Source organism: Flavobacterium sp. KACC 22763 (assembly GCF_028736155.1).
In the GTDB taxonomy this organism is placed as follows: domain Bacteria; phylum Bacteroidota; class Bacteroidia; order Flavobacteriales; family Flavobacteriaceae; genus Flavobacterium.
On record NZ_CP117879.1, the window covers coordinates 4,564,950 to 4,586,796 of the forward strand.

At 34.0% G+C, this 21,847-nt stretch carries 20 protein-coding genes and 1 tRNA gene; 16 read left to right on the top strand and 5 right to left on the bottom strand.

Annotated features, from left to right (window positions below; all coding sequences use genetic code 11):
* Window positions 1-34: 34 nt before the first annotated feature.
* Together PQ463_RS19175 and PQ463_RS19180 are read right to left on the bottom strand one after the other, a co-directional pair.
* Window positions 35-1,987: a PKD domain-containing protein gene (locus PQ463_RS19175; protein WP_274255043.1), complete on the bottom strand. Its 1,953-nt coding sequence runs from the start codon at window positions 1,985-1,987 to the stop codon at window positions 35-37.
* A gap of 112 nt (window positions 1,988-2,099) precedes the next feature.
* On the bottom strand, window positions 2,100-3,083 hold the full coding sequence (locus tag PQ463_RS19180) for a hypothetical protein (RefSeq protein WP_274255044.1): 984 nt from the start codon (window positions 3,081-3,083) through the stop codon (window positions 2,100-2,102).
* A 610-nt stretch (window positions 3,084-3,693) separates the two neighbouring features.
* On the opposite strand from PQ463_RS19180, the gene PQ463_RS19185 reads away from it, so the two are divergent.
* The 6 genes from PQ463_RS19185 to PQ463_RS19210 all read left to right on the top strand — a co-directional run bounded on the left by PQ463_RS19185 (window position 3,694) and on the right by PQ463_RS19210 (window position 10,133).
* Window positions 3,694-4,278: an RNA polymerase sigma factor gene (locus PQ463_RS19185; protein ID WP_274255045.1), complete on the top strand. Its 585-nt coding sequence runs from the start codon at window positions 3,694-3,696 to the stop codon at window positions 4,276-4,278.
* A gap of 2 nt (window positions 4,279-4,280) precedes the next feature.
* Window positions 4,281-5,006: a tetratricopeptide repeat protein gene (locus PQ463_RS19190; protein ID WP_274255046.1), complete on the top strand. Its 726-nt coding sequence runs from the start codon at window positions 4,281-4,283 to the stop codon at window positions 5,004-5,006.
* A 132-nt stretch (window positions 5,007-5,138) separates the two neighbouring features.
* Window positions 5,139-6,788: a S41 family peptidase gene (locus tag PQ463_RS19195; RefSeq protein WP_274255047.1), complete on the top strand. Its 1,650-nt coding sequence runs from the start codon at window positions 5,139-5,141 to the stop codon at window positions 6,786-6,788.
* Window positions 6,789-7,134: 346 nt separating this feature from the next.
* Window positions 7,135-7,914 (top strand): TatD family hydrolase, encoded by a 780-nt coding sequence (locus tag PQ463_RS19200; protein ID WP_274255048.1) that lies wholly within the window; start codon window positions 7,135-7,137, stop codon window positions 7,912-7,914.
* Window positions 7,915-7,978: 64 nt separating this feature from the next.
* Complete coding sequence (locus tag PQ463_RS19205) at window positions 7,979-9,115, top strand: 1-acyl-sn-glycerol-3-phosphate acyltransferase (protein WP_111378946.1); 1,137 nt, start codon at window positions 7,979-7,981, stop codon at window positions 9,113-9,115.
* Window positions 9,105-10,133, top strand: coding sequence for an asparaginase (locus PQ463_RS19210; protein WP_274255049.1), 1,029 nt, complete (start codon window positions 9,105-9,107; stop codon window positions 10,131-10,133). The genes PQ463_RS19205 and PQ463_RS19210 overlap by 11 nt, the downstream gene beginning before the upstream one ends.
* A 117-nt stretch (window positions 10,134-10,250) precedes the next feature.
* Here PQ463_RS19210 and PQ463_RS19215 read toward each other — a convergent pair whose 3' ends face one another.
* Window positions 10,251-11,495: an MFS transporter gene (locus PQ463_RS19215; RefSeq protein WP_274255050.1), complete on the bottom strand. Its 1,245-nt coding sequence runs from the start codon at window positions 11,493-11,495 to the stop codon at window positions 10,251-10,253.
* 90 nt (window positions 11,496-11,585) lie between these two features.
* On the opposite strand from PQ463_RS19215, the gene PQ463_RS19220 reads away from it, so the two are divergent.
* From PQ463_RS19220 to PQ463_RS19265, 10 genes are all read left to right on the top strand, one after another.
* A complete protein-coding gene (locus tag PQ463_RS19220) occupies window positions 11,586-12,467 on the top strand; it encodes a LysR substrate-binding domain-containing protein (RefSeq protein ID WP_111425924.1) in 882 nt (293 codons plus the stop codon).
* Between the two features lie 47 nt (window positions 12,468-12,514).
* Window positions 12,515-12,601: transfer RNA gene (locus PQ463_RS19225), tRNA-Ser, on the top strand.
* Window positions 12,602-12,822: 221 nt separating this feature from the next.
* Window positions 12,823-13,407: a transposase gene (locus PQ463_RS19230; RefSeq protein WP_274255051.1), complete on the top strand. Its 585-nt coding sequence runs from the start codon at window positions 12,823-12,825 to the stop codon at window positions 13,405-13,407.
* 376 nt (window positions 13,408-13,783) lie between these two features.
* Complete coding sequence (locus PQ463_RS19235; RefSeq protein WP_274255052.1) at window positions 13,784-14,146, top strand: S-adenosylmethionine decarboxylase family protein; 363 nt, start codon at window positions 13,784-13,786, stop codon at window positions 14,144-14,146.
* 3 nt (window positions 14,147-14,149) lie between these two features.
* Entirely contained in the window at window positions 14,150-15,376 is a 1,227-nt protein-coding gene (locus tag PQ463_RS19240; RefSeq protein WP_274255053.1) for a DUF4178 domain-containing protein, read from the top strand.
* 1 nt (window position 15,377) lies between these two features.
* The gene (locus tag PQ463_RS19245; RefSeq protein ID WP_274255054.1) at window positions 15,378-15,563 is read left to right on the top strand and encodes a hypothetical protein; all 186 of its coding nucleotides are present in this window, start codon (window positions 15,378-15,380) and stop codon (window positions 15,561-15,563) included.
* Between the two features lie 12 nt (window positions 15,564-15,575).
* Window positions 15,576-15,791: a DUF350 domain-containing protein gene (locus PQ463_RS19250; protein WP_008466189.1), complete on the top strand. Its 216-nt coding sequence runs from the start codon at window positions 15,576-15,578 to the stop codon at window positions 15,789-15,791.
* Window positions 15,784-17,304 (top strand): polyamine aminopropyltransferase, encoded by a 1,521-nt coding sequence (locus PQ463_RS19255; protein WP_274255055.1) that lies wholly within the window; start codon window positions 15,784-15,786, stop codon window positions 17,302-17,304. Before PQ463_RS19250 ends, PQ463_RS19255 begins: the two co-directional genes overlap by 8 nt.
* Window positions 17,279-18,907 carry a flavin monoamine oxidase family protein gene (locus PQ463_RS19260; protein ID WP_274255056.1) on the top strand — a complete coding sequence of 543 codons (1,629 nt, stop codon included), beginning with the start codon at window positions 17,279-17,281 and terminating at the stop codon, window positions 18,905-18,907. The genes PQ463_RS19255 and PQ463_RS19260 overlap by 26 nt, the downstream gene beginning before the upstream one ends.
* A complete protein-coding gene (locus tag PQ463_RS19265) occupies window positions 18,885-19,907 on the top strand; it encodes a hypothetical protein (protein WP_274255057.1) in 1,023 nt (340 codons plus the stop codon). The genes PQ463_RS19260 and PQ463_RS19265 overlap by 23 nt, the downstream gene beginning before the upstream one ends.
* An 89-nt stretch (window positions 19,908-19,996) precedes the next feature.
* Here PQ463_RS19265 and PQ463_RS19270 read toward each other — a convergent pair whose 3' ends face one another.
* Together PQ463_RS19270 and PQ463_RS19275 are read right to left on the bottom strand one after the other, a co-directional pair.
* Window positions 19,997-20,953, bottom strand: coding sequence for a nitrilase family protein (locus PQ463_RS19270; protein WP_274255058.1), 957 nt, complete (start codon window positions 20,951-20,953; stop codon window positions 19,997-19,999).
* A gap of 72 nt (window positions 20,954-21,025) precedes the next feature.
* Complete coding sequence (locus PQ463_RS19275) at window positions 21,026-21,838, bottom strand: AraC family transcriptional regulator (protein WP_274255059.1); 813 nt, start codon at window positions 21,836-21,838, stop codon at window positions 21,026-21,028.
* Window positions 21,839-21,847: the final 9 nt, after the last annotated feature.

Sequence of the window (21,847 nt, forward strand, 5' to 3'; positions counted from 1 at the left end):
TGTGCAGCCTTTGCGCATCTCTGTGGTATAACCTCTAAAACTTCCAAATTCCATAAACCTGAAAATAATTAAAATTCTGTTCAAAATTAATTACATAACGCGCGCCCAAACTTGGTCCGATTCTGGCAAAACCAGCTGTCAAATCAAATAAAAGCCCAGTTTTAAAACCCGAGAAATTGTTTTTGATCGTATTGGAACTCGTGTTAGAGCTGATTAAAAAGTTCTCTTTATCACCTTCAAAAGTATCGACTGTGATTGTCTGATTTTGTTCTGAATAAACATTTACATTCGCCTGAATTCCCGCTCCAACTCCAATGTAGTTGTTGATGTTGTATCGAATTAAAACAGGCACTTCCCAATTAACATTTTTATTTTCGGTGGCAGTTGTGGTGCGAACCAATTGTCTGGTTCCGTTGGCATTTGTATTAAATTCTTCGGAGATATTTACTTCACTATCGTACTTGTTTAAAGCATTTTCCCATTCCACTTGCCAATAAAAACGATATGATTTAAAGGGCGAAAGCGTAGCACCAACAAAATAGCTCGTCGATTTATCTAAATCAGAATAAAAATTATAACCCGCTTTTGCACCAATCGAAATTCCGGGCAAGAATCGAGTAGTGGCATAATTGGTAATTATAGGTTCGTTTTTATCAAAAATAATCGCAGTTCGGCTTTTGGTTTTTACTTTATGAAAATCTTCGCCAAACTTCATCGAGTATTTTACAAAACCTTTTGTAGAATCTTTTTCATGAACATTTTTCTGTTCGCTTCCAGGAAGATAAATGTTTTTAAAAGTAAAAATAATCTGTTTCTGTTTGATGATCGTATCGAGACAGCTTACGGTTGGTTCTTCGCCTTTTGGACAAATTGGACATTCGGGATACATGCTTTCAATCTGAAAAGTCTTTTTATCAAACATATCAGGAATGTCGGTTTCTAAACGAATTTTTCTCGCTGGACCTTCACCATTATTCTGAAAACGGGTTTTAAAATTTACTCTTTTAAAACGCACTAATCTGTAATTCATAAAACTTCCGTTAGAACCCATTTTGTTTGGATCGTGAGAAGTCACAATTTCCATTTCCAGATTTTTCACTTTATGGTTTTTATAACTTCTATTTGGGACAAAAATTCCTCTCATGGTAACCGTTGCGCTCGTATCCTTAATCATTTCGGGAGTCGTTTTGAAAGTGTAAAAAACATTTCGCGTTTCTCCTGGATTCGAATCATCAAATTCTAAAATAGAAACATTGTGATAGATTTTATGGGCATCTGAAAGCGAAGCATCCAAATCTTCTTCTGTTGTGGTATTTCTATATTTTTTGGTTTTGAAATTCCCTTCGGCGGAAGCCAAAAAAGTATTCGAATCGTTAAGATCATCAGTTGTAGCAACCAGATTTTCTTTTACTTCACGTTCGCCCGCATACGTTCTGAAATCGCCTAATTCGAAATTATTGTGTTTGAATTGCTTTTCATTGTAAAACAAATAAAGCTTTCCACTAGAAACATAATTTTCAAGATTTTGATAACTTACTACAACTACCATTTCCTGCTCTGGAATTGGATCACAGTTTTTAATAATCGCAAAACCGTTTTGGTCAGCAATAGAAGCAATGTCTTTATAATTGGTATCTGTAATATCGTTTACAGCCACTTTTTTCGGGCGAGTTGCAGGAGGTTTTCCGTTATCATAATTATTGGTTACAGCAAGCCTTGTAGTGTAAGTTCCTTTGTTTTTATAAACATGTTTAGGTTCGGCTTCTTTGCTGTAATGCCCGTCTCCCAATTCCCATAAATAAGAATAGCTCGGCTTGGGCGCACCTGCAATCGGAATCAAAGGTGGTGTTTCAGGTTTAAAACTAACCTGATTTCCGTTTTGAATAAAACCTATATTGGCTCTTCGTGTTATGGTGTCTTTCACTTTGGTTTGTCCTATTGAAAAAATAGAAAATAGAATAAAGAAAATAGACAGTTGTGGTTTCATAACTAGTTAGTTTTGAGGTTTAAAAATTTCTGAATGAAATCTCAAACAAGATTAAATGTAAAAAAAAGTGATGAGCAAATCACCACTTTTTCTCAAAAAAAGCATTTAGAAGTTACTGTATGGCATTAATTGCAGCAACCAGTTGAGCTTCGGTACCGACTGTTGTTTCAGCTAAAGTAAAGTTGTAAACTGAATTTGCAGAAATGGTCACTCCTTTTATAGCATAGCGCCAGCTGCCATTATCCTCAGTTGCAAAAATGATATGGCAAGCTAATCCAATCGGAATTTGTCCGTAATGCTCGCTAAACAATCCTTCAGCAGTAAACGTGTCCAGTTTGGCTAGAGCGTTTGTGCCTTCTCCGTCATAAGAAAGATAAACTGCACTATTTGTATTATTGTATCCTTCTGGTACATCAACCAAAATAGTAGTTTTTGGTCTTGGATCGCTATAAAAACGGTCTACGTTGGTCCATCCGAAGTTGCCAAATGTGACATAATAATTGTTTCCTTCGCCTTGCACGCCACCTTTTCCACCGGTTCCGTCAGCATTTGCTTTTGCTTCTCTCCAAGCCAATTCGCCATCTTCATCAATAACTCCAGTCCATAAAGTCATTAAGTTATCCAAACCATTTGTCAATGCTGTTGGAACAATCATGTTCATAGTGCACGAAGTTTTTAACTCGACTCCCCCCTGAGTTGCTTTGATGAAGAATTCTCCTCCAGAGATCAAAAGATTTTTCTTTCCGTCTGCTGTAATTCCCATAGTTGGTTTATTGGTAACCAACATATTTCCTTTATCAAAAAGTTCAATGTATTCGATATCAACTTGTCCTGTTACCGGATTTCCGTTTTTGGTTAAGCAATCTCCGTTAATGGAAAGCTTTACACCCTTTGCCGAAGTTAAGGTCACAACGCCATTTCCTGCGGTCATAGTAAAATTTTGCGTGTTTCTTTTTACTCCTTTTTCGTTAATGCTTTTAAATGCACCCGAAGTAGGAGGCGAGAGTTTGATATCTTCTCCGTCACTATTGTCGCAGCTTGCAAACGTGGTCATTGCTAGTATTAAAAGTCCGATTTTTTTAAAATTTGTTTTCATAATTTTCTAGTTTTTATAAATCTGTTCTGAAATTTTTCAGGTGATTTTCAGATTTGGTTAATTAATTTTAATGTTATATCAATTCGGTTTTTGTTTTGTTACCCTTCTTTTCTAATTTTTTTAAGAGGTTTGTATATCGCTATATCAACTAAGCAGAAAATTTGTTACCTATTTTTTTGTTTTAAACAGAAATGCATTTGTCTTCAAACAGATTTCCGTCTTCGTCTACAGCGACTAAAATGTCTTTTTCGCGCGAGAATTTTAGAATAAGATAAATCCAGACAATCGTCCAAAAGCCAAAAGTGATAATGCTGAGAAATAAATGTAAAGCATGATTTATGGTTTTCTTTTCTTTAGACAAAACCACATAGGGCAGCTTCTCATTTTGTTCTGTAATTACAAAACCATTGCGCGTTTTGGCTGCGATTATTTCGTAAAACTGATCTAGGTTTTTTTATCTATAAACTGATAACTTTTCATTTCTTTTAATTTTTTAAAGGTTTTTAAAAGACTTTTGTTTTGTTATATACAATTGATTGTAATATTGTTACCTCTTATTTTAAAAGTTTTTAGGATTCTTTTTTTTAAATTAGCTGTAAAATGTTTTTTTATGGATCAAAATAAAATTCATCCTGATCAAAAATATATCGACGGACTTGCTGCAAACGATTCAGTGATTATCGAAATGATATATAAAAAATTTGCGCCCAAAGTAGTTCAGTTTATCACCAATAACTCTGGAGATAAAGATCAGGCGCAGGACGTGGTTCAGGAAATCATGATTCTGCTTTTTAATCAGGCGAAAGCCGGTAAACTTTTTTTAACCTGTCCGTTTGATGCCTATTTTTTCTTATTGTGCAAAAGACGATGGCTGAACGAGTTGAAAAATTCTGCCAATAAAGGGGTAACAATTTATGAGAATGTGGTATCTATTAATGAATCTGCTCACGAATTGGTTGCACAAGCCGAAGAATTTGATGAAAAACAGAAACTTTTTGAAACCATGTTCCAGAAACTAGGAGAGAAATGCCAAGAAGTTTTAAAACTTAGTTTTTCTTTAAAATCGATGGAAGAAGTGGCCGAGAAACTCAATGTGACCTACGGCTATGTACGCAAAAAGAAGTCTTTGTGCGTGGGCCAGTTGACGCAGTGGATTCAAGAAGCGAAAATTTTTAACTCTTTAAAAAACAATTAATCATGAACGAAGAACGCTATATATTATTTGACCAATATCTTCAAGGCGAACTGACCGTTGATGAAAAACACAATTTTGAGAAACAATTGTCTGAAGATACTGAACTGGCTTCGGAATTTGAAAGTTTTAAAGAAATGCATTTTCAACTGGAAAATAAATTTGGACAGGAACAGGAGAGAGAAATCTTTAAAGAAAACCTGACTAGAATTTCAGATAAATATTTCCATAAGAAACAAAACAAAGTAGTTTCGCTTAAACCGTGGTATTTTGCAGCGGCAGCATCGGTAATTATTATGTTCGGATTGTTTTTCTTTGATTATAAACATTATCCAAATTTTGAAGATTACAACCATCCAGAAAGCGCTTATTTTACAGAAAGAGGCGTGTCTGAAGCTATTTTAAAACAAGCTGAGAATAATTTTAATGGAAGAAGATATGAAACGGCTATTCCGATTTTTGAAATGATTCTGAAAGAAAACAATTCAGAAGAGATTAAATATTTCTATGCGGTATCCTTATTGCAAGTTGGCAAATACGTAAAAGCAGAAAATATTTTCAAAGAATTGGAAGCAGGGAATTCTGTTTATAAAGAAAAAGCAAAATGGAATCTGGCTTTGTCTAAACTAAAACAAGGAAAGTACGATGATTGTAAAGCTATTTTACAGACCATTTCGCAAGATTATGAAGATTATGACGAAGTAGAACAACTTTTAGAAGAATTGGAATAAAAATCTTAATTATTAAGAAAAATTTTATCCGTTTACGGGAAACCTCAATCGAATTTGGAATTTTAGTTCTAAATTCGATTTTCTTTTTACAAGAACTTGTTCCAAAAACAATTTAAGTTAACCCAAAACCAAATGAAAAAAGTTGCACTGATTTTTATTCTTGTTTTCACTCAGACCATTTTTGGTTTGAATAAGATTACGCAGACAGAAAAACTGGCAGCTACTTGCAAAGTTTGGGGATTCTTAAAATATTATCATCCGAAAATTGCCAGTGGAGAATTGAATTGGGATAATCAGCTTTTAGAAAAATTGCCAAAAATTGAAAAAGCCCAAACGAAAGAAGAGTTTTCACTAATTTTAGAAAACTGGATAGATGATTTGGGACCAGTAAAAGAAATAGCGCCGATTGTTGCGCCAAAGGACGTCAAATTTTTTGATAAGAATTTCGATTTAAGCTGGTTTAATAATAAACTGTTTTCAAAAAAGCTTTCGAAGAAATTAAAATTTATTGAAGAAAATAGGTTTCAGAGTGATGAGGAATTTGGACCAAGTTTTGACGGTTTTAAAAACTTAAAGAATTATTTTAATCTAGATTACACAGACAAAAACGCAAAGCTTTTAATGCTGTATGCATACTGGAATGTCGTAGAGTATTATTTTCCGTACAAATATATAATGGACCAGAAATGGGACGAAGCTTTAAATGAAGTGATTCCTTCTGTTGTTCAATCTAACACTCCAGAAGATTTTTTTAAAGTATTAAGAAAAACAGCGGCAAAACTAGATGATAGCCATGTTGAATTTCATATATATCCGTCTGCAGCAACAGAAAAAAAGAACTTTTATTTTTTTCCAGCAACGGGCAAAATAATAGAAGAAAAACTTGTAATCACAGAGATTTTAGGAGACAGTCTTGCTGAGGCAGATGGCATTAAAATTGGGACAGTGATTACTAAAATAAATGATAAGAGCATCAAGGAAATTATTGAAGAGAAAAGGGAAATGATTGCTGCTTCAAACGAAGTTTCTTTTCTGGATAAAGTTGTTGGTGCAATCTTGTTAAGCGAATCTGAAAAGGTAAAAGTAGAATTTTTGAAAGATGGGAAATACGAAACAAAGTCAATGACTTGGTTTAATTATCATGATTCACATCGAAATGAGTATAAAAAGGGAGCTCAGAAAAAGAAAGATAAGTTTAAACTTTTCGACAATAATATTGGCTATGTCAATATGGGAGTTATAAAGCCCAAAAACATTCCAGATATGGTTGAAGCTTTAAAAAATACAAAAGCAATTGTTTTTGATATAAGGAATTATCCGCAAGGCACTTATAAAGTAATTTCAGACTTTCTAAATGCTAACGAAGAGAAATTTGTGATTTATACTTATCCCTATTTAAACTATCCAGGAAAATACTATTGGACGGAGGGAAGAAATGCAGGGTTTGAGAATAAAGACCATTATAAAGGAAAAGTGATTGTATTATTGGATGAGAATTCTATAAGCCAGTCAGAATGGACAGCGATGTGTTTCCAAACAGCTGGAAATACCACAATAATAGGAAGCCAGACCGCTGGAGCAGATGGTAATGTGTTTGAATTTGATTTTAATGGATTTCATACGGGCTTTTCAGGAATTGGAGTTTATTACCCAGATGGTAGAGAAACACAACGTGTAGGAATTGTACCCGATATTGAAATAAAACCAACAATTTTAGGTATTCAGCAAGGCAAAGACGAAGTTTTGGAACGCGCTTTGCTATATATAGAAACAGGAAAATAACCCTGTCTGTCGTACTGAAGAACGAGGGATCGCACTAGCTGATCGAGAGAAAAAATGGGGGTTTTCTCCTCGAAGCTTCTTGTGAGATCCTTTGTTCTTCAGAATGATAAAAAATAGGTTGTTATTATTCAAACCTCTGTTAAAGTTTTAAACTTTGACAGAGGTTTTTTTTGTGTCATCCTGAGCGAAGTCGAAGGATCGCATTGAAAACCCACATAGATTAGCGATTAAGGCTTCGACTCCGCTCAGCCTGACAAAAAGAAAATCCGTTTCATCCGCGTGCCAATCACACAGAATTGCTATTCTTTTAATATTATCGTAATTTTGGCACTTTAAAATTACAGCCTTGAATTCAACACCCATTATTACCGATACCCACACGCACTTATATTCTGAAGAGTTTGATCAGGATCGTGACGAAATGATTCAACGTGCTATTGATGCCGGAATTACCCGTTTTTTTATTCCTGCGATCGATGCTGCAGCAACTCAATCTATGTACGATTTAGAAAAAAATTATCCTGAAAATATATTTCTAATGATGGGTTTGCATCCCACTTACGTGAAAGATAATTATCTGGAAGAATTGGCTCACGTGGAAACAGAATTATCTAAAAGAAAATTCTATGCAGTTGGCGAGATCGGAATCGATTTGTATTGGGATAAAACGCATTTAAAAGAACAGCAAATTGCTTTTAAGAGACAAATTCAGCTGGCAAAACAGTACAAATTGCCAATCGTAATTCATTGCCGTGAAGCATTTGATGAAATTTTTGAAGTATTAGAAGAAGAAAAATCTGAAGATTTGTTTGGGATTTTTCATTGTTTTTCCGGAACTTTAGAACAGGGAGAGCGTGCAATTTCTTACAATATGAAACTAGGAATTGGAGGTGTAGTTACGTTTAAGAACGGAAAAATTGATCAGTTTTTAAATCAAATCGATTTAAAACATATTGTTTTGGAGACAGATTCACCGTATTTAGCACCGATTCCGTATAGAGGAAAAAGAAATGAAAGCAGTTATTTGGTCAATGTTATAGCTAAATTAAGCGAGGTGTATGGGGTTTCTGCAGAAGAAATTGCAGCAATTACGACCCAAAACTCAAAAGACGTTTTTGGGATTTAACCTGAGCCTTACAAAACTTTAATTTTTTTTTTGTTCTTTTGCCCACTTTAAACAATTATAAATAATGCAGAAATTTGATGCCATTCGACCGTTTTATGATTCCGAAATAAATGAAGCACTTCATGCGGTGGTCAATCATCCTATGATGAAAACCATGATGAACTTTACTTTTCCGGATGTAGAAGATGAGGTTTGGAAGGAGCAATTGAAGAAAACACACTCGATTCGTGATTTTCAATGCAACTTTATTTATAACACTATCCAGAAAGTTTTAGAAAAAAGCTCTGAAGGATTAACGACTTCAGGTTTTGAAAAACTGGAACCAAACACTTCTTATCTATTTATCTCAAATCATAGAGATATTCTTCTGGATACGACTTTGCTAAATGTTTGTTTGTTTGAACATGGTTTAGTAATGACCGCTTCGGCAATTGGAGACAATTTGGTCAAAAAAGCTTTTTTGGCAACTTTGGCAAAATTAAACCGAAACTTTTTAGTTTTAAGAGGTTTATCACCTAGAGAAATGCTTCAGAGTTCAAAATTATTGTCTGAATATATGGGACAATTACTGCTTCGCGAAAACCGTTCGGTTTGGATTGCTCAGAGAGAAGGAAGAACAAAAGACGGAAATGACGAAACCAATCCGGGAGTTTTAAAAATGATTGGAATGGGGTCTGACGAAGAAAACTTAATGGATTATTTTAAGAAATTAAAAATAGTTCCTGTTTCTATTTCATACGAATACGATCCAACAGATGTTTTAAAAATGCCACAATTAATGGCAGAAGCAAACAACGAAGTGTATGTAAAAGATAAAAACGAAGATTTCATGAATATCATTAGCGGTATCATGGGAACTAAAAAGAGAATACACATTTCGGTAGGCGATGTTTTAGACACTGAAATCGATCAGATTGTGGCAGAAAATGATAATGTAAACAAACAGGTTCAGGCATTGGCACAAACTATTGATGATGTTATCTTGAAAAACTATCAATTATGGCCTACAAATTTTATTGCTTACGATATTTTAAACGAAACAAATAAATTTGCTCACAAATATAAAGAGAGCGAAAAACAGCTTTTTGAACGTCGTTTAGAAATGCGTATCGGAAGTGATAATCCTGTGACAAGACAAGGATTTTTAGCTATGTATGCAAATCCTGTTGTCAACAAATTAAAATACCAAGATGTCATCTAAAGCAAAAATATTATTGGTTTATACCGGAGGAACCATCGGTATGAGCAAAGATTTTGAAACAGGAGCACTAAAAGCCTTCAATTTTGGTAAACTAATTCAGAAGATTCCCGAAATCAAACAATTGGATTGCGAAATTGAATCAATTTCATTCGAACATCCAATAGATTCTTCAAATATGAATCCCGAAATGTGGACCAAGATTGCCACCATTATCGAGGAAAATTACAACGCTTACGACGGATTTGTGGTGCTTCACGGATCAGATACCATGTCGTATTCGGCTTCGGCATTGAGTTTTATGCTAGAGAATTTAGCAAAACCAGTGGTGTTTACAGGTTCGCAATTGCCAATTGGAGATTTGCGTACCGATGCAAAAGAAAACCTGATTACGGCAATTCAGATTGCATCTCTTCAGGAAAACGGAAAACCAGTTATTACAGAAGTCTGTTTATATTTTGAATACAAATTGTATCGCGGAAACCGAACTTCTAAAGTAAATGCAGAACATTTCAAAGCTTTTACAGCACCAAATTATCCTGAATTGGTAGAATCTGGTGTTCATTTAACACTAAACAGACATTTATTTCTTCCTGTAAATAAAGATGCAAAATTGATCGTTCATAAGAACTTGGACAATCACGTTGCGATCATAAAAATGTTCCCAGGAATGAGCGAAATTGTTTTGGCTTCAATCCTTGAAATCAAAGGTTTAAGAGGGATTATTCTGGAAACCTACGGTTCTGGAAATGCTCCAACTGAAGATTGGTTTTTAAACTTAATAGAAAAAGCCATTAAATCGGGAATGCATATCGTAAACGTAACCCAATGTTCTGGCGGAAGTGTCAACATGGGACAATATGAAACCAGTACAGCTTTAAAATCGCTAGGAGTGATTTCAGGAAAAGACATCACGACAGAAGCAGCCATTACAAAATTAATGTATCTGCTTGGGCATAATATTCCGCAAAATGAGTTTAAAGATATTTTTGAGACGGCACTTCGCGGGGAAATATCATAGTTTAAATTACAATATTTTAAGTCCCAAATTCCAAAATCTAAAGTTGGAATTTGGGATTTTTTTTATTGAAATTTTCGCTTAACCATACAGTTTGTGGAAAATTGGAATTTGGAATTTTTAAAATTTGGAATTTCGGTATTCAACAGGGCAAGTTTCCAAGTCTTCTTCAGTTGCTTTATGTTTCTTATAATACACATAAACAATTACAGAAAGAATACAGATAATTCCTTGAATGGCAACAGTAGTTCTTACGCCAAGCGAATGAGAAACATAACCAATAATTAAACTTCCTACAGGAATCATTCCCTGATACGCCATCATATAATAACTGATGCTCCTAGAACGCATGCTCACAATACTGTGGGTCTGAATATAAATGTTGATCGATGAGGTTTGTCCCATCATTCCGATTCCGCTTAAAGTCATACAGATCAATGCAATTGTAATACTGCTTGAAACTGCCAGAATAATAATGCTGAATCCTAATAACAAACTAGCCGCAATCATTAATTTTCCCATATTCTCAGCCGATTTTAAATTGGCTAAATAGATTGCAGATAAGACAGAACCAATTCCGGCAGCGCTTTCAAACCAGCTGAAAGTTTCAGCATTTCCGTTGAAAATATCTTTTGCAAAAACAGGCATTAAAGTATTAAAAGAAATTACGAATAAACTGCTGCAAGTTAACATCAAAAGCATTCTGGCCATTTCGGTTTCTTTTTTCACATAATCCAAACCTTCTATAAGATCGTCTAGCATTTTAAGCTTGTTTTCGGCTTTGATATGAGGCGTAATTTTCATCATCATTAGCGAAATCAAAACAGGCACATAACTCACAAAATTCCCAATAAAACAGATATCTTCTCCATATTGATGCAGAATAATTCCGGCAAGCGCAGGACCCGCGATTCTGGCAAAGTTGTTCATAGTAGAGTTAAGTGCAACTGCGTTTGGAAGATCTTCTTTATTGTCGACAATATCAATCATCATAGTCTGGCGGCAAGTCATATCAAAAGCATTGATGATTCCTTGAATTAAACTCAATGCCAGAATAAAATTGATATTATAAATTTTGAGATAAATAAGAAGAGCCAAAGTTCCTGCCTGAAGCATTGCCAAAGATTGTAAAACAATCATAGCGCGGTGTCTGTCATAACGTCCAATAATACTTCCCGCAAGAGGCGCTAGAAACAAAGAGGGAATCATACTTAAAAAAGTGGCCAAACCCAACAAAAACACAGATCCCGTTATACTGTAAACCATCCAGCTTACGGCAGTTTTCTGCATCCAGGTTCCGATAACTGAAACAGATTGTCCGTAAAAGAATAACTTGAAATTTCTTGATTTTAAGGCTTTAAACATGATCTTAATTATTTGATACAAAGGTCGGGATTATGATTTCATTAGAAAAATTAATAATTTTACTGATAATAAGTAGTAAAACTTATCAATATGGAAATCTATCAACTGCAATATTTTATTAAAACTGCTGAGGTTTTGCATTTTACAAAAGCAGCTGAATTGTGTTTTGTAACGCAATCGGGGCTTTCGCAGCAAATAAAAAAGCTCGAAGAAGAATTGGGAATGCCATTGTTTAAGCGAATTGGAAAAAAAGTGCAATTGACAGAAGCAGGCGCTGTTTTTCTGATTCATGCCAAAAAAGTGGTCGAAAATGTTGAAAACGGAAAACAGGCTATTGAAGATTTGAACGAAATGATTGGCGGAGAGCTCCGAATTGGCGTAACCTATATTTTCGGATTATTGATTTTGCCTGTCGTAAATGCATTTGCCAAAAGATATCTAAACTTAAGAATAGTTGTAGAATATGGTACTACAGAAGCTTTAGAACAAAAACTGATTAATAATGAACTGGATTTGGTTTTGGTAATTTCATCACACGAAATTGGTCCTCCAATTCAGAAAGTGCCTTTGTTTACCTCAAACATGGTTATGGCGGTTTCAAAATCGAACTCTTTGGCTGAATTAGAAAAAATACCCTTTAAGAAATTAGACGAAGTGCCATTAATTCTTCCAGGAAAAGGTTCCAATTCAAGAGAATACGTTGAGTTGTTGTTTGCAAAACACAATATGAATCCGAAAATTTCGATCGAATTAAATTCGATTCATGCGCTATTGCAAATGGTAGAAAATAGTGATTGGGCAACCATTGTAGCAGAAAAAGCATTGAAAGGATGGGAGCATAGTCTTAAAGCCATTCAGATTACAGGAGTTGTAACCAAAAGAGATTCGTTTATGCTAACGATTGGCAGTTATCAAAAGAAGGCAGTTAAATTGTTTATGGAAGAATTTCGAAAAAGTATAAACGAAACTTAATTTTACTTTTTAAACTCGATTTTTTTTGTGTTATTTGCAGACCAAATAGAGAGGTGTCCGAGTGGTTTAAGGAGCTAGCCTGGAAAGCTAGTATATGGGTAACTGTATCGAGGGTTCGAATCCCTTCTTCTCTGCAAATTTTTAATAAAATAATACCAAACCTCGAAATGTAGATTTCGAGGTTTTTTATTTATTGTCTCTATTACCAAATTATAAATTACAATATCAACGCCCAAAAGACTTATTGAACAAAAATTTTGGACAATTCGATTTTACAATATTTGCATGGGAAAATCAGCGACAATCAATTTCAGGATTATATATTACGAACACCTTTCGAAAAATCTGTTGACCAATGTCTCAAAAATTTAAAAATAAATATCGAATTCCATCTTCGCGATTGCAAAATTGGGATTATGGTGCAAATGGTGCTTATTTTATAACTATTTGTACTAAAAATAGGGAATGTTATTTTGGAGATATTATTGATTCTACATTGGAGGCATCGGAATTAGGAATATTGGCAGAAAAATATTGGTTAGATATTCCGGAACATTTTCCGTATGTCGAATTGGGTAATTTTGTGATTATGCCAAATCACGTTCATGGGATTTTAATTATCGATAAAAACGCATCGGTTTCCGTAGAGACGCGATTAATCGCGTCTCCACAATTAATCGCGTCTCTACCCGAAACAATATATAAAACAGGTGGTTTTGCCGGGAATAAAAACCCCATGCTGCACGATAATATTTCGAGAATTATAAGATGGTATAAAGGAAGATGTTCTTTTGAGATGAAAAAAATACATGTTGATTTTGGTTGGCAACCGCGTTTTCATGATCATATCATTAGAAATGAAAAATCTTTTGAAACCATACAAAATTATATAGAAAACAATCCGTTGAATTGGAATAAAGACAAATTTTATGGAAAATAGAACAAAAACAATCCCGAATAACGGTAGAGACGCGATTAATCGCGTCTCTATTATTTTAGAAAGATAATCGCGTCTCTATTATTTTAGAAAGATAATCGCGTCTCTATTTTTTAGAAAGATTAGTCGCGTCTCTATTATTTAGAGAGATTATTCGATTAAAAATAGAATCAGTTTTGAAGATATTGATTTAGAACAAAAAGAGTTTGATGATTTATAAATCAAAAAATCTTGATTCATAAGATCTTCCAAAAAATCTAAAAAAAGAAAAAATAGCAAAATACATAGTCCTAAAAAGTTATTTTCAAAATACGGTTTCCCACATTATTTTATTCTAGAAATATTATATATTTGGCGCTTGTGTAATATAAATAACTTAATGGATTTACCTCCTTATTCGCCAGGATTGCATAAACTGGTTACTCTACATGTCGACGAAATCTCTAAGCTTACCAATAGCAAAGGCTTTGTTGCAGTTACCAATTCCATTTTAGAAAAATACGAACTTGAGAAGGTTGGCGTTGTGGTGCATGACTTCGAGAACGAAAGTTTTACAATCTCGTATTGTCTTAAAGAATCTCATATTTGTATACACACTTGGCCAGAATATAATCAGTTAACTTTGGATGTTTACTTGTGCAATTATCTTCAGGATAATTCAGGAAAAGTGCGTGCCGTTATGGCTGATTATGTTGCCTATTTTGAAGCAGAAATAATTAAAGATTTTGAAATTAACCGATAAGATATGAAGATTCCTTGTTACGATTGTAATGTAGAAACCGAATTAGAGGTTGGTTTTGAATTAGTCAATTTTGTTTGTCCTATATGTCGCAGTTTATATGAAGCTGACGATGATGGAAAATTTCGCAGAAAATCAAAATATAAAGCAGAAACAGAAACATATCCGCTAGTTATTGGCGAAACTGGTTTCTTAAAAGGAAGCGAATATAAGGTAACTGGTATTTTGAGAAAAAAAGTACATCCAGATTATAGATGGACAGAATTTATTTTGCAAAATGAAGCTAAAGAGTTTCTGTATCTTTCTGTTTCAAACGGGCACTGGATGATGCTTACCGAAATGGAAAAGATTGACGATCTAAAAAAAGGAGTTAAAGTTCTGGATTATGAAGGTCAAGATTATGATCTGTTTGAACATTCTGATGCTGAAATAATCGATGCAAAAGGATTTTTTGATTTTCAGCTTTCAAACAAAAAAATACATTTGGCCGAATTTATAAATCCGCCATATATTGTTTCGGTAGAAAAAATGAATAATGTTCAGACTGCTTTTCACGGCGAATATGTTAGTAAAAGCAAAATCAGAAAAGCATTTCCAGGAATAAAGTTACCGTATCAGTTTGGAACAGGTATGATTCAGCCGTCTCTTTTTGATCTTAAAAATACAGCCATTATTTTCTGTCTTTTCGCTTTATTGATTCTAACAGCAAATTGGTATATTTATAAAGATCAGGTAGAGCAGAACGTTTTTAATAGTACAATTAAGTTCAGCGAATTTGATAATAAAGAAATTACCACTCCTTCTTTTGTACTCAAAGGCGCTTCGGCTCCTATGACCATTAGTGTTTCTACTGGGGTTAATAATTCATGGGCCAATTTGAACATTGCTTTAATTAATGAAGATAATGGCGATGAGATTTATGCCAACAAAGATATTGAATACTATTATGGTTATTCTGAAGGAGAATCGTGGACAGAAGGAAGTCAGTCTGAGAAATTTAATATTTGTGGAGTAAAGGCAGGCAGATATCACCTTTCAATAACGCCAATGAAAGCTCCAGAAGATCTTACCAACAGCGAGATGAATGTTAAGGTAGTTTGGAATCAGCCTTCTAACCGAAATGTCTGGTTGGTTATTATTGCGATGGTTGTGATTTATTTCATAATACGATATTTTAAAAATCAATTTGAAAAACAGAGATGGGCAGACAGTTCCTACTCAACTTATGAATAATATGAAAAGAATTTCAGATTTCTTTACCAATAATTGGGCGCCATTAGCAATTGGATTCTTTTGCTTTGGAGTTTACATCTATTTTGCTCTTGCAGGAAATAGAATCTGTGATTGTGAATCGACAGAAAATTATAAATCAACAACGAGCGGAAGCCGTTCATCATACAATCATTTTTACCACAAATAAAAACTATCAAATATGGAATTATTTCACGCACAGCCAATAGTAAACTCAATTCTTTATTCTTTTTTAGGAATTGTAATTTTATTAATCGGGTATTATATTATCGAAAAATTGACTCCAGAAAATACTTGGAAAGAAGTTGTAGAAAAAAATAATGTTGCTGTTGCCATTGTTTTGGCAGCATTTATCATCGGGATTTCCATGATTATTAGTGCCGCAATTCATGGGTAAAAAGTTTCTTAGGTTTGAATTTCTTTTACTTTTTGCCGTATTTATAATTGCTACTTGCGGACTTATTTATGAGTTGGTTGCAGGAACTTTGGCGAGTTATTTATTGGGCGATTCGGTAAAACAGTTTTCATTTATTATTGGCGTATACCTGTTTTCGATGGGTATAGGCTCCTTTTTTTCGAAGTTTTTTCACAAGAATCTGCTCAATACTTTTGTTGAAATCGAAATTCTGGTTGGACTTATTGGAGGTTTAAGCTCAGTAGTTTTGTTTCTGCTTTTTGAAAATGTCGGTTCTTTTCAATTCATTTTATATTTATTTGTTTTCGTAACCGGATTTTTGGTCGGATTAGAGATTCCGCTTTTAATGAATATTTTAAAAGATAGAGTCGAGTTTAAAGATCTGGTTTCGAATGTTTTTACTTTTGATTATATCGGAGCGCTTTTAGCTTCGATACTTTTTCCGTTGGTTTTAGTTCCGAAATTAGGAATCATGGGAACTTCTCTTTTCTTCGGAATGATCAATGTAAGCATTGCCATTGCTTTATGCTTTTTATTAAAAAGAGAATTAAAGAAACCTTCTTTATTAAGAGCAAAAGCCGTTTTCTCTTTTGTATTATTATTGGCAGTTTTTATTTTTTCGAATGATATTCTAGCCTATTCAGAAGGGAAATTATATGGAGAAAATATCATTTATACAAACTCAACACCGTACCAGCGTATCGTTTTAACGCATAATAAGAGCGATTACAGGCTTTATTTGAATAATAACCTACAATTTAGTTCTGCAGATGAATATCGTTATCACGAAGCTCTTGTGCATCCGGCAATGTCGATGGCAAAAAGCGTCAAAAACGTTTTGGTTTTGGGGGGCGGAGACGGTCTCGCGGTTCGTGAAATCTTGAAATACAAAGACGTTCAGAAAGTGACTTTGGTAGATTTGGATGAAGGAATGACAAAACTGTTTAAAACCAATACAGTTTTAACCAATTTCAATCAAAATTCGTTAAATAATCCTAAAGTTACCGTAATCAATACCGACGCTTATATTTGGGCGAAAAACAACAAGGAAAAATACGATGTCGCGATAATTGACTTTCCAGATCCGTCCAATTATAGTTTGGGAAAATTGTATTCGCTGAATTTTTATCAAACCATAAAAACCATTTTAAAGCCAGATGCGGCGGTTGTAATACAAACTACGTCGCCTTATTTTGCGCCAAAGTCATTTTGGTGTATCAATAAAACGGTGATGCAGGTTTTTCAGCAGGTTGATGCTTATCATGCGTATGTTCCATCGTTTGGAGAATGGGGTTATACGATTGCCATAAATGGTTTCGGGACGACTTTTAATACCGTAAACCGAAAAGCAGACGGATTGAAGTTTTACAATTATCAATTTGACCGATTCAATTATTTTACAAATGATATGATTTCAAACCAAATCGAAATCAATCGTTTAGACAACCAGATTTTAGTACGCTATTTTGATGAAGAGTGGGGAAAACTGCAATAAATCCAGAAGGAGTTTTTTAAAAGTAGTTGGTGCGGCACTAATTGCGGTTCCGTTTCTGCAGTTTTGTTCTGATAAAATTGCCGTAATGATGATTCGTTTATCTGGAACCAAACACTTGCTTGGGCATCGTTTATGGATTAAAGATTTTCCTAAACCGACAAAACAAATCCAAATTCCGTATTTGATTGTTGGCGGAGGAATTTCTGGTTTAAGTGCGGCTCGCCAATTTCATAAAAAAGGAATTTCTGATTTTCTGATAGTAGAATTAGAAAATCATTTGGGAGGAAACTCTTCCAACGGAGAAAATAAATATTCCAAATATCCTTTAGGCGCGCATTATTTGCCATTGCCGAATTTTCAGGATAAAGAATTACTTCATTTTTTAGAAGAAGAAAAAATCATTTTTGGCTACAGCGAAAAAGGATTTCCAATTTTTGATGAATTGCAATTGACTTTTGCGCCAGACGAACGTTTGTTCTATAAAAACAATTGGCAGGAAGGTGTCGTTCCAAAGGAAGGAAACTTGATTTCTGATGATCTGGAGTTTGATAAATTCTTCAAAAAAATGGATGCGTTTAGAACCGCCAGAGGAGAAGACCAGAAGTATTTATTTGATATTCCGCTTTATCTTTCTTCGTCTGATATTGAAACAAGAGCTTTGGATAAAATCACGATGAAGCAGTGGTTCAAAGACAATCATTTTACATCTGAACCTTTATACAATTATATCGATTATTGCTGTAAAGACGATTTTGGTTTAGGAATCGAATATGTTTCGGCTTGGGCTGGAATTCATTATTTTGCGGGAAGAAAACAAGATTCTACACCCGAAAAACACGACAGCGTTTTGACTTGGCCTGAAGGAAATTCGCGTTTAGCCAATCATCTGAAAAAATATACGAAAGACAAAACGCTCAAAAATCATTTGGTTTATGATGTCAAAGTAGAAAACAATAAAGTGATTGCAAAAGCTTTTGATGATGTCAATAAAATATCGGTTGAAATTATTGCCGATAAAGTCATCATGTCGTCTCCGCAATTTGTAAATCAATATTTGATTAAAGACCGAAAAACATTTACCAAAGATTTTCATTACACGCCTTGGCTTTTGGCAACGCTGATTGTAAACGATTTATCGGATAATTTTAGTTTTCCGCTTTCTTGGGACAATGTCATTTATGATGCGAAAGGTTTAGGATATGTTTACGATCAGCATCAAACATTGAATCAGGTTCAGGATAAAAAAGTGATTACGTATTACTATAGTTTCTCTTCGGCTGATTTGAAGAAAACGAGAAAAGAGCTTTATAAAAAAGATAAAGAATACTGGAAACAGTTTGTTCTGAACGATTTAAAAGTCGCGCATAAGGATATTGAAGAATGTACAGAAGATATAGAAGTATTTCTTTTAGGCCACGGAATGATTTCGCCAGCGCCAGGATTTATTTTTGGTGAAGCGAAGAAAAATGCAAAGCAGAATATTCAAAATAAGATTTATTTCGCCCATAGTGATTTATCAGGAATTTCGATTTTTGAAGAAGCTTTTCATCAGGGAATTAATGTTGTAAATGAAATTGTAGATGGAACAACCTTGGATTCATAAAGCCAAAACCGATTTGACTTTTATAATTGGTCCGTCATTTTTTGTATTGGCGATCATTTTTATTTTTCAGGATTACATTGCTCAGATTGAAGAGAATTATTCTTTTTACACATGGCTTTTTCTGATTGTTTTTATAGATGTAGCACACGTTTATGCAACTTTATTCAAAACGTATTTTGTTGCCGATGAATTTCAGAAACAAAAAAGAAGATTAGTTCTGTTGCCACTTTTTTGTTTTGTAACCGGAATTGTGCTTTTCTCTTTCGGAAGTTTAGTTTTTTGGTCATTTTTGGCTTACGTTGCTGTTTTTCACTTCATCAGGCAGCAATACGGATTCATGAGATTGTATGCGAGAAAAGAGGTGAAAACTAAAATCTCGGTTTGGATTGATAATTTAGCGATTTATGCTTCAACTGGATACCCGATGCTGTATTGGTTTTTTTCGTCAAAGCGAAAGTTCAATTGGTTTGTAGAAAATGAATTTTTTAGGTTTGAAAATCAAAGAATTCTCGAAGTCCTGTTTTGGATTTATATTGCAATTTTGATTTTGTATGTCGTTTATACCACTGTAAAGTCAATTCAGAATAGATTTTTTAATATTCCGAAAAACAGCATTATCCTAGGAACGGCCTTGTCTTGGTATTTTGGAATTGTATATTTTAATGACGATTTGATTTTTACTTTATTGAATGTCGTTTCGCATGGAATTCCGTATATGGCTTTGGTTTATTTTAAAGAAATCGATGGGAAATCAGCTTCGGAATTAGGAAATTTATCTTTCTTAAAACAATACAAAGGACTTTTGATTTACATTGGAATTCTTTTAGTAATCGCCTTTTCGGAAGAGTTTCTTTGGGAATTTTTTGTCTGGAATGAAAATATCAACATAAGCAGTTTCGATTTCTCAAGCTGGCAGATTCTGTTAGTTCCTTTGTTGACTGTACCGCAGTTTACGCATTACTTATTAGATGGGTTTATTTGGAAGTCTAAAAAAGGATAATAAAAATCAAGATTAATTCAATTCGAGAGAAATGACATTTCTTGTTGTGGACGACCAACAAATAAGATGTCATTTTATTAGTGTTCTCTTTAATTTTTACCAGAGTTCAACCAAACAACATTTTGTTCCGATTGATGATCTTGTCCAATAATATCTCTGTACAATTCTGGTCTTCGAGCTTTTATATACCGATTTCCTCCAGCCTGAATACATTTTTCTGGCGTAAGCACAGCCGTTGCGAAAGAATCGTCAAAAGTGCGGCATTCTGCCAAAATATCTCCAAAAGGATCAATAATCATAGAACAGCCGTTTTTTAATTGATCGTCGTCCATACCAATTGGGTTCGAAAATATCGCATAAACAGCATTGTCGTACGCTCTTGCCGGAAGCCATTTCATTAGCCAATCACGGCCTTTCATTCCGTCAAATTCTAATCGTAGCGAAGTTGGATCTGTTTCTCGGTTTTCCCAAAGCTGCGGTGCCACAAAGCCAGCACCAGGTCGGGTAGAGGGAGTACACATAGTTACATGAGGCATAAAAATAATATCGGCTCCTAGAAGTTTTGTTGCGCGAACATTTTCGATAATATTATTGTCGTAACAAATTAAAATACCGCATTTCCAGCCTTCAATTTCAAAAATACAATAATGATCTCCAGGCGTTAAATACGGATTTATAAAAGGATGCAGTTTTCGGTATTTGGCTACTAAACCATTTTTATCCACACAAACATAAGCTTTGAATAGATTATCGTTTTCATCTTTTTCGAAAAGTCCTGCTAATATTACAATGTTATTGTTTTTGGCAATTTCAATCAATTTTAGAATGCTTTCGCCACTAGGAATCAATTCTGCCAAGTCCAGCATTTGTTCTTTAGATAAATTCCTTGCAAATGTATATCCAGTTATAGAACATTCATGGAAGGAAATCACATCGCAGTTTTCGTCAGACGCCTTTTGAGAAAGTTTTTCAATGACAGATAAGTTATAGTTTTTATCGCCGCTTTTGTTTTCAAACTGAGCTGTGGCTATTTTTAGATTTTTCATATTGTAAGCTATTCATTATTTGAATCAAAAATAGCCTTATCAATACATTATGAATTGTACAAAACCGACATTTTAAAATGTTCGTTTAATGAGATTGTTGGTTAATTTCCCTGTATTGTAAACATATTCGGTTGGAGTTATTCCTGTATGTTTTTTAAATTCTTTAATTAAATGAGATTGGTCAGAAAAACCAGCATCATAACAAATCGTGGTAAGATTGGCGTCGTTAGGTTTGTCTTTTAATAGTTTTAAAAAATGATGTAGCCTTACAACGTTGCCAAATTTCTTAGGATTTAGTCCAATGCATTCTTTGAATTTTCTTTCCAAATGCCTTTCGGTATAACCGGTATATTCCACTAATTGTTTTATAGAAAATTGTCCTTTATTGTTAATGATAAAGTTTAAAGAATGATTAATTATGAATTGATTTGAAGCCGATTTCGATGCGATTAACGATTTGAAAAAACGATTTAATAGATCAATACGAGTTTGATTGTTTCGCTCTGATAGCTTCTCTTGTAATTCAATAACCTCCTGATTAAAGATATCTTCAACAGGAATAATAGCATCGTGAAATTCGTTGGCAGGAATTCCTAATAATTGATGGATTCCGTTGGGCTGAAAAACGACAATAATCAAGGTTATTTCATTTTCAGAATAAAGATCCTTAAAACCATTGAGTTGTCCGTATAAAAATGAAGCGGGCAGATATTCTTTTACTTCATGTTTAGTAATACCAGAAATAAGTTTGCTTTTTAAAGAAAATACAAGTCCCGTATTGCCATCAGAAAACAAACGAAATTTTTGCATGGCAGTTTCGGTATTATCTAAAAATAGATAATGTTTGATATAGGGTAATAAATCTTTTGGAACAGAAACCTGCATGTCAAATTA

Coding starts and splice junctions, on each gene's coding strand:
- PQ463_RS19215 (WP_274255050.1), bottom strand. CDS start 11,495: ATGTTTAAAGCCTTAAAATCAAGAAATTTCAAGTTATTCTTTTACGGA.
- PQ463_RS19180 (WP_274255044.1), bottom strand. CDS start 3,083: ATGAAAACAAATTTTAAAAAAATCGGACTTTTAATACTAGCAATGACC.
- PQ463_RS19195 (WP_274255047.1), top strand. CDS start 5,139: ATGAAAAAAGTTGCACTGATTTTTATTCTTGTTTTCACTCAGACCATT.
- PQ463_RS19230 (WP_274255051.1), top strand. CDS start 12,823: ATGTCTCAAAAATTTAAAAATAAATATCGAATTCCATCTTCGCGATTG.
- PQ463_RS19265 (WP_274255057.1), top strand. CDS start 18,885: ATGGAACAACCTTGGATTCATAAAGCCAAAACCGATTTGACTTTTATA.
- PQ463_RS19250 (WP_008466189.1), top strand. CDS start 15,576: ATGGAATTATTTCACGCACAGCCAATAGTAAACTCAATTCTTTATTCT.
- PQ463_RS19235 (WP_274255052.1), top strand. CDS start 13,784: ATGGATTTACCTCCTTATTCGCCAGGATTGCATAAACTGGTTACTCTA.
- PQ463_RS19220 (WP_111425924.1), top strand. CDS start 11,586: ATGGAAATCTATCAACTGCAATATTTTATTAAAACTGCTGAGGTTTTG.
- PQ463_RS19190 (WP_274255046.1), top strand. CDS start 4,281: ATGAACGAAGAACGCTATATATTATTTGACCAATATCTTCAAGGCGAA.
- PQ463_RS19260 (WP_274255056.1), top strand. CDS start 17,279: ATGAAGAGTGGGGAAAACTGCAATAAATCCAGAAGGAGTTTTTTAAAA.
- PQ463_RS19205 (WP_111378946.1), top strand. CDS start 7,979: ATGCAGAAATTTGATGCCATTCGACCGTTTTATGATTCCGAAATAAAT.
- PQ463_RS19240 (WP_274255053.1), top strand. CDS start 14,150: ATGAAGATTCCTTGTTACGATTGTAATGTAGAAACCGAATTAGAGGTT.
- PQ463_RS19185 (WP_274255045.1), top strand. CDS start 3,694: ATGGATCAAAATAAAATTCATCCTGATCAAAAATATATCGACGGACTT.
- PQ463_RS19255 (WP_274255055.1), top strand. CDS start 15,784: ATGGGTAAAAAGTTTCTTAGGTTTGAATTTCTTTTACTTTTTGCCGTA.
- PQ463_RS19270 (WP_274255058.1), bottom strand. CDS start 20,953: ATGAAAAATCTAAAAATAGCCACAGCTCAGTTTGAAAACAAAAGCGGC.
- PQ463_RS19245 (WP_274255054.1), top strand. CDS start 15,378: ATGAAAAGAATTTCAGATTTCTTTACCAATAATTGGGCGCCATTAGCA.
- PQ463_RS19210 (WP_274255049.1), top strand. CDS start 9,105: ATGTCATCTAAAGCAAAAATATTATTGGTTTATACCGGAGGAACCATC.
- PQ463_RS19275 (WP_274255059.1), bottom strand. CDS start 21,838: ATGCAGGTTTCTGTTCCAAAAGATTTATTACCCTATATCAAACATTAT.
- PQ463_RS19175 (WP_274255043.1), bottom strand. CDS start 1,987: ATGAAACCACAACTGTCTATTTTCTTTATTCTATTTTCTATTTTTTCA.